9 protein-coding genes and 1 rRNA gene are annotated in these 9,513 nt (G+C 59.9%); 6 read left to right on the top strand and 4 right to left on the bottom strand.

Features of this window, described 5'->3' with window-relative positions; translation table 11 throughout:
* Positions 1-49: 49 nt before the first annotated feature.
* Positions 50-1,012: an NAD(P)H-dependent flavin oxidoreductase gene (locus ABZE94_RS17575; protein ID WP_372876920.1), complete on the bottom strand. Its 963-nt coding sequence runs from the start codon at positions 1,010-1,012 to the stop codon at positions 50-52.
* A 19-nt stretch (positions 1,013-1,031) separates the two neighbouring features.
* Positions 1,032-1,460, bottom strand: coding sequence for a protoporphyrinogen oxidase HemJ (gene hemJ / locus ABZE94_RS17570; protein WP_372876918.1), 429 nt, complete (start codon positions 1,458-1,460; stop codon positions 1,032-1,034).
* Positions 1,461-1,594: 134 nt separating this feature from the next.
* On the opposite strand from hemJ, the gene argC reads away from it, so the two are divergent.
* From argC to erpA, 4 genes are all read left to right on the top strand, one after another.
* Positions 1,595-2,629, top strand: coding sequence for an N-acetyl-gamma-glutamyl-phosphate reductase (argC, locus tag ABZE94_RS17565; protein ID WP_372876916.1), 1,035 nt, complete (start codon positions 1,595-1,597; stop codon positions 2,627-2,629).
* Positions 2,629-3,360, top strand: a complete 732-nt coding sequence (locus ABZE94_RS17560) for a DUF6776 family protein (RefSeq protein WP_372876914.1) — start codon at positions 2,629-2,631, stop codon at positions 3,358-3,360. The genes argC and ABZE94_RS17560 overlap by 1 nt, the downstream gene beginning before the upstream one ends.
* Before the next feature lie 9 nt (positions 3,361-3,369).
* Positions 3,370-3,780 (top strand): polymer-forming cytoskeletal protein, encoded by a 411-nt coding sequence (locus ABZE94_RS17555; RefSeq protein WP_372876913.1) that lies wholly within the window; start codon positions 3,370-3,372, stop codon positions 3,778-3,780.
* Between the two features lie 77 nt (positions 3,781-3,857).
* A complete protein-coding gene (erpA, locus tag ABZE94_RS17550; protein ID WP_090448660.1) occupies positions 3,858-4,208 on the top strand; it encodes an iron-sulfur cluster insertion protein ErpA in 351 nt (116 codons plus the stop codon).
* Between the two features lie 73 nt (positions 4,209-4,281).
* Here erpA and ABZE94_RS17545 read toward each other — a convergent pair whose 3' ends face one another.
* Together ABZE94_RS17545 and ABZE94_RS17540 are read right to left on the bottom strand one after the other, a co-directional pair.
* Complete coding sequence (locus ABZE94_RS17545; RefSeq protein ID WP_372876911.1) at positions 4,282-5,373, bottom strand: anhydro-N-acetylmuramic acid kinase; 1,092 nt, start codon at positions 5,371-5,373, stop codon at positions 4,282-4,284.
* A gap of 5 nt (positions 5,374-5,378) precedes the next feature.
* Complete coding sequence (locus tag ABZE94_RS17540; protein WP_372876909.1) at positions 5,379-6,824, bottom strand: peptidoglycan DD-metalloendopeptidase family protein; 1,446 nt, start codon at positions 6,822-6,824, stop codon at positions 5,379-5,381.
* A gap of 212 nt (positions 6,825-7,036) precedes the next feature.
* On the opposite strand from ABZE94_RS17540, the gene tyrS reads away from it, so the two are divergent.
* Positions 7,037-8,236 carry a tyrosine--tRNA ligase gene (tyrS, locus tag ABZE94_RS17535; protein ID WP_372876907.1) on the top strand — a complete coding sequence of 400 codons (1,200 nt, stop codon included), beginning with the start codon at positions 7,037-7,039 and terminating at the stop codon, positions 8,234-8,236.
* Positions 8,237-8,784: 548 nt separating this feature from the next.
* Positions 8,785-9,513: ribosomal RNA gene (locus tag ABZE94_RS17530) — 16S ribosomal RNA — on the top strand; the annotation flags it as partial.

Below are 9,513 nucleotides of genomic sequence, written 5' to 3'. Positions count from 1 at the left end.
TGCGCCGCCTATGCGTCCCGGCTGGCGATTCGCCTGCCGGGTCGGCGCTTCAGCGTGGCCAGCGCTGTTGCAACAGCTGGGCCCGATGCTGCGCATCGCGGTACTCGCGATCCAGGCGCGCCACCAGCGCATCGACGCTCGGCAGATCGCTGATGGTGCCGACGCCCTGGCCGGCCGACCACACGGTTTTCCAGGCCTTGGCCTCGTCGCTGATCGGTTTGAGTTTTTCGCCGTAGTTGATCTCGCCCTTGTTTTGCAGCTGCTTGAGGTCGTAGCCGGCCAGTTCCAGGCTCTGGCGCATGAAGCTGGCCGGCACGCCGGATACCGCCGGGGTGTGGATGATGTCGGCAGCCTGGGCGTGCAGAATCATCTGCTTGTAAGCCGCCGGCGCGGCGTTCTCCTGCGTGGCGATGAAGCGGGTGCCGAGGTACGCCAGGTCGGCGCCGAGCAATTGCGCGGCGAGAAGTTCATGGCCGTGATTGAGGCAGCCGGCCAGCAGCAGGGTCTTGTCGAAGAACTCGCGGATTTCCGCGATCAGGGCGAAGGGGCTCCAGGTGCCGGCATGGCCACCGGCGCCCGCCGCGACCGCGATCAGGCCGTCGACTCCGGCTTGTGCCGCTTTCTCCGCATGGCGGCGGGTGGTCACGTCGTGGAACACCAGGCCGCCGTAGCCGTGTACCGCATCGACCACTTCCTTGGCCGCGCCGAGGCTGGTGATGACGATAGGCACGCGGTGTTCGATGCAGAGGGCCAGATCGGCCTGCAGGCGCGGATTGCTGCCATGCACGATCAGGTTGACCGCGTAAGGCGCGAACTCGGCCTGCAGACCGGCTTCGATCTCTTCCAGCCAGGCCTTGAAGGCACCGCTGTCGCGCTGGTTGAGCGCGGGAAAGCTGCCGACGATGCCGTTACGGCAACAGGCGAGGACCAGTTGCGGGTTGGACACCAGGAACATGGGGGCGGCCACCACGGGCAGGCGCAGGCGTTGTTCGAGCAGGGCGGGCAGGCTCATAGCGATTCCTTGGGCAGACTCAGAAGGGTTTGACCACGACCAGGATGACGATCGCGAGCAAGGCCAGCACCGGTGCCTCATTGAACCAGCGGTAGAACACATGGCTGCGGCGGTTCTCGCCGCGGGCGAAGCGTTTGAGCTGGGCGCCGCAGAGGTGCTGATAGCCGATCAGCAGGACCACCAGGCTGAGCTTGGCGTGCATCCAGCCCTGGCTGAAGTAGTAGCCGGGGTTGAGGCTGATCAACCAGACACCGAAGATCAGGGTGGCGATCATCGACGGCAGCATGATGCCGCGGTACAGCTTGCGTTCCATCACGCAGAACCGCTCGCGACTGGTGTCGTCTTCGCTCATGGCGTGGTAGACAAACAGGCGTGGCAGGTAGAATAGCCCGGCGAACCAGCAGACCATGGCGATGATGTGCAGGGCTTTGAGCCACAGATAGAGCATTGTCCGAATCCCGCGCAATAAAAGTGCCCCGATAGTAGTGGCCACTGCCCGATACGTCATCTGCGCAGTTGGCCGTTGGCGGTTACGGCCTTATCATCGACAGCTTTCCAATAGCTTTTTGCAAGGGGCAAGTGATGGTCAAGGTCGGTATCGTCGGCGGCACGGGCTACACCGGTGTGGAGCTGCTGCGCTTGTTGGCGCAGCACCCGCAGGCGCAAGTTGCAGTCATCACTTCACGCTCAGAGGCGGGCTTGCGCGTCGACGAGATGTACCCGAACCTGCGCGGCCACTACCCCGACCTGGTCTTCAGCGTCCCGGATGTCGCGACCCTGGGCGCTTGCGACGTGGTGTTCTTCGCCACTCCGCATGGCGTCGCCCATGCCCTGGCCGGCGAATTGCTGGCGACCGGCACCAAGGTGATCGACCTGTCCGCCGACTTCCGTCTGCAAGACGCCGAAGAGTGGGCCAGGTGGTACGGCCAGCCCCACGGCGCGCCGGATCTGTTGCCGGAGGCGGTCTATGGCTTGCCGGAGGTCAACCGCGAAGCGATCAAGCAGGCGCGCCTGATCGCCGTGCCCGGTTGCTACCCGACCGCCGCACAGCTGGGCTTGATTCCGCTGCTGGAGGCCGGCCTGGCCGACACATCGCGGTTGATCGCCGATTGCAAGTCCGGGGTCAGCGGCGCCGGGCGCGGTGCCAGTGTCGGTTCGCTGTTCAGCGAGGCCGGTGAGAGCATGAAGGCCTACGGCGTCAAAGGTCATCGTCATCTGCCGGAAATTTGCCAGGGTTTGCGGCGTGCGGCGGGCTCCGAGGTGGGGCTGACCTTCGTGCCGCACCTGACCCCGATGATTCGCGGCATCCATGCAACCCTGTATGCGACCGTGGCAGACCGCTCGGTCGACCTGCAGGCGCTGTTCGAGCAGCGCTATGCCGACGAGCCGTTCGTCGACGTGATGCCTGCCGGCAGTCACCCGGAAACCCGCAGCGTGCGCGGCGCCAATGTCTGTCGCATAGCGGTGCACCGCCCGCAGGATGGCGACCTGGTGGTGGTGCTGTCGGTGATCGATAACCTGGTCAAAGGTGCTTCCGGCCAGGCAGTGCAGAACATGAACATCCTCTTCGGGCTCGACGAGCGCCTGGGCCTGTCGCATGCGGCCATGCTGCCCTGATGGCCGGCTGGGAGGTCCGCCCCAGTGATCCGCGGCGCGCCGGCCGGCTGCGGCTGGTGCTGCTGTTGTTGCTCCTGGCTGTTCCCGCCGCGTTCTATGGCGGAACCTGGTGGCAACTGCGCACGAGCCAGGCGATCGAGGTGGAGTACCAGCCGATGCGGGAACGTTTGATTGCGCTGGAGCAGGAGCTGGATCAGCTGCGCCAGCGCCTGATCGTGGTCGGCAGCGGCGAGAAAGTCGCACAGCAGGCCAACGAGCAGAGCCGGTTGACCATCAAGCTGCTTGAGGAGCAGATCTTCAAGCAGCAGCAAGACCTGGCGTTCTACAAAGGTGTCTTGGCGCCAGCCAGTCGTCGGGAAGGATTACGCATTCGCACCTTTGAGCTGCAGGCCACGGACAGGCCGCTGCACTTCCGCTACAAAATACTGCTCAGCCGGGTGGGCAAGGACGACAAGCCGCTCGAGGGTCAGTTAGTGGTAACGGTGGAGGGGCGTCAGGGCAGTAAGGCGGTCAGCTTGCAACTGGCCGCACTGACGCAAGACTTGCCTGATCAGTTCAGCGGTCAGGGGATTCCCTTTGCTTTCAAGCATTTCCAGGCGATTCCTGAAGCTGGACGCTTCGCCGAGCTGAAGTTGCCCGACGGCTTTGCACCGCAGCAGATCAGGGTGCGTGCCGAGGTCAAAGGAGAAAAGCCGTTGGAGCGGACATTCAAATGGATCGACCAGGAGTGACAGCTTCCCATGTGGAATAAAGACAAGCGCAAGACCGACCTGCAGCGTTTTACCGGCAAGACCAGCCTGATTGCCGCCGGGGCGGAATTCAACGGAGACTTACGCTTTCACGGAGCGGTGCAGGTCGATGGCCGGGTCTGTGGCGATCTGCAGACCAGTGATGGCATGGTTCGGGTCAGTGCCGAGGGGCAGGTGGAAGGTGAGATCCGCGCCCCCCGCATCGTGATTGACGGTGAAGTGATCGGCGATGTTTATGCCAGCGAGCACCTCGAGTTGGGCAGTCGCGCGCGGGTGTGCGGTACCCTGTATTACGGATTGATGGAAATGGCCATGGGGGCGCAGATCGAGGGGGGCTTGCGCCCACTCAAAGAGCAGCCGCGACCATTGGAGTTGCCGGAGAATCTGGTTCCTGCAGAATAGTTGACCGCTTTTGTAGGGTAAGTGGATAATGCAGGGCCTCAACGCAGTATGGCGTCTAGCGCCGGGAGATAGTCAACATGAGCGTCGAAACCTTCACCCCCACAGCTTTGCAATTCACGCAGGGCGCGGCGAGCAAGGTGAAGAGCCTGGTCGATGAAGAGGGTAACCCTCGCCTGAAGTTGCGCGTGTTCGTCACGGGCGGCGGTTGTTCGGGCTTCCAGTACGGCTTCACCTTCGATGAAGAAGTCGCCGATGATGACACCATCGTCGAGCGCGAAGGGGTGAGCCTGGTGGTGGACCCGATGAGCTTCCAGTACCTGGCGGGCGCCGAAGTCGATTACCAGGAAGGCCTGGAGGGCTCACGCTTCGTGATCAAGAACCCAAACGCTACCACTACCTGTGGCTGTGGCTCGTCCTTCTCGATCTGACCGCCTTCACCCTGAGGACTAACGCCGTGCCGAGGGTACGGCGTTGTTGTTTCTGCACAGGGTCCGCCATCGGTCAGGCGGGGTAGATAGCGCCGAGCACCCGTAACCCACTGGCGCCCGTCACACTCGGCCGATTGGCGGGTATGCCTTCCAGGCAGCAATGCGCCAACCAGGCGAACGCCATGGCTTCTACCCAGTCCGCAGGCACGCCGTGGCTCTGCGTGCTGTTGACCGCGCAGCCTGGGAGCAGCGCAGCCAGGCGTGTCATCAGCGTGCGGTTATGCGCGCCGCCGCCGCAGACCAGCAGTTCTTCGGTTTCGCGCTGAGCGCCGAGCAAAGCCTTGCTGATACTGATGGCGGTCAACTCCAGCAGTGTCGCTTGTACATCCGCTTCGGCGTAGCGAAGTCGCTTGCCCAGGTGCTGGTCGAGCCAGTCCAGATTGAACAGCTCGCGACCGGTGCTCTTGGGTCCCTGGGTGTTGAAGAAGGGATCGCCAAGTAGTGCTTCGAGTAGGTCGGGCTGCACCTTGCCACTGGCCGCCCAGGCACCGTCGCGGTCATAACTTTCACCGCGATGGCGCTGGATCCAGGCGTCCATCAGGACATTGCCCGGGCCGCAGTCGAAGCCGCGCACGGGTTGATCGGGCGCGAGCAGGCTGAGATTGCTGAACCCGCCGAGATTCAAGACTGCGCGGTAGCTGTGCTGCTCGGCGAATAAGGTTTCGTGGAAAGCGGGCACCAACGGTGCACCTTGCCCGCCTGCGGCAACATCGCGACGGCGAAAGTCGCTCACTACGCTGATGCCGGTCAGCTCGGCAAGCAGGGCGGGGTTGCCAATCTGGATGGTGAACCCGCGGGCCGGTTCATGGCGGATGGTCTGGCCGTGGCTGCCGATTGCGCGGATTGTCGAGGGGCTGAGCTCTTGCTGTTGCAGTAGCGCCTGCATGCCCTGGGCAGCCAGCCTCACCCAGTGCTGTTCGGCCATGGCGGCCCGCGCCAGTTCGTCCGGGCCCGGTGCGCACAGCGCCAGCAGCTCGGCGCGCAACTCTTCCGGCATGGGCAGGTAATGGGTGGCGAGTAGAGTGGTCTTCTCGCTCTGCTCGATCAGGGCGATATCCAGCCCATCGAGACTGGTACCGGACATCAGCCCAAGATAGAGCGGCATCTGCGTTAGCGCTTGTTGAGAGCGAGCAGGGTGGTTTTTTCCTGATCCATGCGTGCCATCAAGGGCGTGCTCAGCTGCATGAAGCGCTGCTTTTCATTGCGGGCAATAGGATCGGCCATTGGCAGCTTTTGGCTCAGAGGATCGACGTGGGTACCGTTGACCTGAAACTCGTAATGCAGGTGTGGCCCGGTGGAAAGGCCGGTAGTGCCGATGTAGCCGATGATCTGGCCCTGCTTGACGTTGCCGCCGGTGCGGATGCCTTTGGCGAAGCCCTGCATATGGGCATAGAGGGTGCGGTAGCGGCTGCCATGCTGGAGGACGACGGTGTTGCCGTAACCACCTTTGCGTCCGGCCAGAGAGATCTTGCCATCACCGGCGGCCTTGATCGGTGTGCCACGGGCTGCGGCGTAATCGACGCCCTTGTGCGCGCGGATCTTGTTCAGGATCGGGTGGCGTCGGCCGTTGGAGAAGCGTGAGCTGATACGGGCAAAGTCCACAGGGGTGCGCAGGAAGGCCTTGCGCATGCTGGTGCCGTCGGCGCTGTAATAGCTGGTATTGCCTCGTTTATCGGTATAGCGCACTGCGGTATAAGTCTTGCCGCGGTTAGTGAAGCGCGCAGATAGGATACTGCCTGTGCCGACGCGCTTGTCGTTGACCACTTTCTCTTCATAGACCAATTCGAACTCGTCGCCATCACGGATATCCATGGCGAAGTCGATGTCGTAACCAAAAATGTTTGCCAGGTCCATGGTCAGCCCGTGGGAGAGACCCGCGCGTTTCGCTGACAGAAACAGCGAGCTGTTGATCACGCCATGCGCATAGGTAGTTCTGACGTCCGGTTTGACAGTGTCACGCTTGAAGGTAAAACCGTTGTCATCCTTGCTGAGGTTGATGCTTTCGAGGTCGCTGAGCTCGCTGCTCAGACTCTCGAGTTGACCGTCTGCCGATAGCCGAAACGCGAGTGTCTGGCCAACTTTCAGGCGGCTGAACTGCTTGGCCTCCTTGCTGCTGCTCAGCACTTCATGAAGGCTGCCGGCGGAGAGGCCGACATCGGCAAAAATCGTGGAGAGGGTATCGCCATTGGCAACCCGGACAATCCTATGACTGGCGTCGACTGGAGTGGAGTCGGCTGTTGCGGCGCTAGGCTGGCTGGAGTCGTCATCAGTTTCGCTGCTCTGCTCGGCGCGATCGGGAGTGCCTGAGGGCTGCTCGATTTTGGCAAACGGCGAAGTGTTCCGGTCTTCGTTGAGGTCATCAGGACGCGGACCATTCTTTTCCAGCAAAACAAGCTCGGAGCCATTGTCGAGCTCAAGGCTGAGATAGGTTTTCTTCGCTTCGACTTCGCGCGAGGGGAACACCAGCAAAGCCAGGCTGAGCAGGGCAGCTATGCCGCTCGCAGCCAGAATGTGGGTTTTTGGGTACGGCGGGGGCGCTTTGCTTATAGAGGTCATAGATGGCTTTGACTTTGAATGGGTGAAAAGAAAAGATGAAGAACCTGATGAATATGCGTTAATTGTATAAAATATAACCAAATCGTCTGTGAGGCAACCCCAAAAGGGCAGCGGCAGGCTGTGAGCCTGTGATCCTCAGGGCAAAACTTGTTATTTGCCGGTGATCTTGTATCGTTGGTTCCCTTTAATTTTGTGTGGTTGTGAGCCCTGTCATGAAGTCGGTCGAAGAGCAACTGGCGCTGATCAAGCGCGGTGCGGAAGAGGTTTTGGTTGAGTCCGAGCTGGTGGAAAAGCTCAAGCGTGGTCAGCCGCTACGCATCAAGGCGGGCTTCGATCCGACGGCGCCCGATCTCCACCTCGGGCATACCGTGCTTATCAATAAGCTGCGGCAGTTTCAGGAGTTGGGCCATCAGGTGGTTTTTCTGATTGGCGATTTTACCGGAATGATTGGTGACCCGAGTGGCAAGAGTGCGACTCGACCACCGTTGACGCGTGACCAAGTGCTGGCGAATGCCGAGACCTATAAGACGCAGGTATTCAAGATCCTCGATCCGGCGAAAACCGAGGTGGCGTTCAACTCCACCTGGATGGATCAGCTGACCCCCGCCGACTTTATCAGGCTGGCTTCGCAGTACACGGTTGCGCGCATGCTTGAGCGCGACGACTTCAGCAAGCGCTACTCGACCAATCAGCCTATTGCCATCCACGAGTTTCTCTATCCGTTAGTGCAGGGCTATGACTCTGTTGCTTTGCGCGCGGACGTCGAGCTGGGTGGGACCGATCAGAAGTTCAATCTGCTGATGGGGCGCGAATTGCAGCGTGCCTATGGCCAGGCGTCGCAGTGCGTTGTCACCATGCCGCTGCTCGAGGGGTTGGATGGCGTCAAGAAGATGTCCAAGTCGCTGGGCAACTATGTGGGCATACAGGAAGCGCCGGGGGTGATGTATGGCAAGCTGGTGTCTATCCCTGATGTGCTGATGTGGCGTTACTTCGAGTTGCTCAGCTTCCGCTCTATGGAGGAGATTGCTCAGTTCAAGCTCGACGTCGAAGGCGGTGCCAATCCGCGTGATATCAAGATCAAGCTGGCTGAGGAGATAGTGGAGCGCTTTCATGGGGAAGAGGCGGCGGCGAGCGCTCATCGTTCGGCGGGTAACCGCATGCGCGAGGGTGAGCTGCCGGAAGACTTGCCGGAAATCGAATTGGTCTCAGCCGAGGATATGCCTATCGCGGCTTTGTTGAACAAGGCTGGACTGGTCAAGAACGCCGCCATGGCGCGTGACTTGCTGGGTTCCGGTGGGGTGCGAGTAGATGGCGATGTGGTGGATCGTTCCTTTATATATAAGCAGGGCGCAACCCACGTCTGTCAGGCGGGCAAGAAGGCTTTTGCGCGCATTACGCTAAAAGCCGAATAAAGGCTTGACGCAGTTTCTGCTGGGCCTATAATGCGCACCTCTTCCGGCGCAGGCCTCTCGGAAAACCTCTTGTAAAACAAGAAGTTAGATTAAAAAGAGGGGTTGCAAAGCAGCGAAAGCTGTGTAGAATGCGCCGGGCTGACAAGGTGGTGGTTTGAGCCTGTCGGTGTTTCGGTCGAGGAGATCGGAAGCGGTGAAAGAGGTGGTTGACAGCGGTTTGAAACGCTGTAGAATTCGCCTCCCGCTGACGGGATGCCAGAAGCTGATCGGAGGCGCAAGCGGTTGAGTAGAAAGCACTTTCTTCGGAAAAGAACTTCGAAAAACAACTTGACGGAATGATGAGGTGCTGTAAAATGCGCGCCTCGGTTGAGACGAAAGACTCAGCCACTGCTCTTTAACAACTGAATCAAGCAATTCGTGTGGGTGCTTGTGAGGTAAGACTGTTAGTCGCAAGATTATCAGCATCACAAGTAACACTCGTTAATTTGAGAGTTTTTTGTCGATTGCTGAGCCAAGTTTAGGGTTTTCACAAAACCCAAGCAGTATTAAAACTGAAGAGTTTGATCATGGCTCAGATTGAACGCTGGCGGCAGGCCTAACACATGCAAGTCGAGCGGTAGAGAGAAGCTTGCTTCTCTTGAGAGCGGCGGACGGGTGAGTAATGCCTAGGAATCTGCCTAGTGGTGGGGGATAACGTTCGGAAACGGACGCTAATACCGCATACGTCCTACGGGAGAAAGCGGGGGACCTTCGGGCCTCGCGCCATTAGATGAGCCTAGGTCGGATTAGCTAGTTGGTGAGGTAACGGCTCACCAAGGCGACGATCCGTAACTGGTCTGAGAGGATGATCAGTCACACTGGAACTGAGACACGGTCCAGACTCCTACGGGAGGCAGCAGTGGGGAATATTGGACAATGGGCGAAAGCCTGATCCAGCCATGCCGCGTGTGTGAAGAAGGTCTTCGGATTGTAAAGCACTTTAAGTTGGGAGGAAGGGCAGTAAGCGAATACCTTGCTGTTTTGACGTTACCGACAGAATAAGCACCGGCTAACTCTGTGCCAGCAGCCGCGGTAATACAGAGGGTGCAAGCGTTAATCGGAATTACTGGGCGTAAAGCGCGCGTAGGTGGTTGGTTAAGTTGGATGTGAAAGCCCCGGGCTCAACCTGGGAACTGCATCCAAAACTGGCCGACTAGAGTACAGTAGAGGGTGGTGGAATTTCCTGTGTAGCGGTGAAATGCGTAGATATAGGAAGGAACACCAGTGGCGAAGGCGAC

Source organism: Pseudomonas sp. (assembly GCF_041601375.1).
Classification (GTDB): Bacteria; Pseudomonadota; Gammaproteobacteria; order Pseudomonadales; family Pseudomonadaceae; genus Aquipseudomonas.
This window is presented reverse-complemented; position numbering and strand designations above follow the sequence as displayed.

Coding starts and splice junctions, on each gene's coding strand:
- argC (WP_372876916.1), top strand. CDS start 1,595: ATGGTCAAGGTCGGTATCGTCGGCGGCACGGGCTACACCGGTGTGGAG.
- hemJ (WP_372876918.1), bottom strand. CDS start 1,460: ATGCTCTATCTGTGGCTCAAAGCCCTGCACATCATCGCCATGGTCTGC.
- ABZE94_RS17540 (WP_372876909.1), bottom strand. CDS start 6,824: ATGACCTCTATAAGCAAAGCGCCCCCGCCGTACCCAAAAACCCACATT.
- ABZE94_RS17575 (WP_372876920.1), bottom strand. CDS start 1,012: ATGAGCCTGCCCGCCCTGCTCGAACAACGCCTGCGCCTGCCCGTGGTG.
- ABZE94_RS17555 (WP_372876913.1), top strand. CDS start 3,370: ATGTGGAATAAAGACAAGCGCAAGACCGACCTGCAGCGTTTTACCGGC.
- erpA (WP_090448660.1), top strand. CDS start 3,858: ATGAGCGTCGAAACCTTCACCCCCACAGCTTTGCAATTCACGCAGGGC.
- ABZE94_RS17560 (WP_372876914.1), top strand. CDS start 2,629: ATGGCCGGCTGGGAGGTCCGCCCCAGTGATCCGCGGCGCGCCGGCCGG.
- ABZE94_RS17545 (WP_372876911.1), bottom strand. CDS start 5,373: ATGCCGCTCTATCTTGGGCTGATGTCCGGTACCAGTCTCGATGGGCTG.
- tyrS (WP_372876907.1), top strand. CDS start 7,037: ATGAAGTCGGTCGAAGAGCAACTGGCGCTGATCAAGCGCGGTGCGGAA.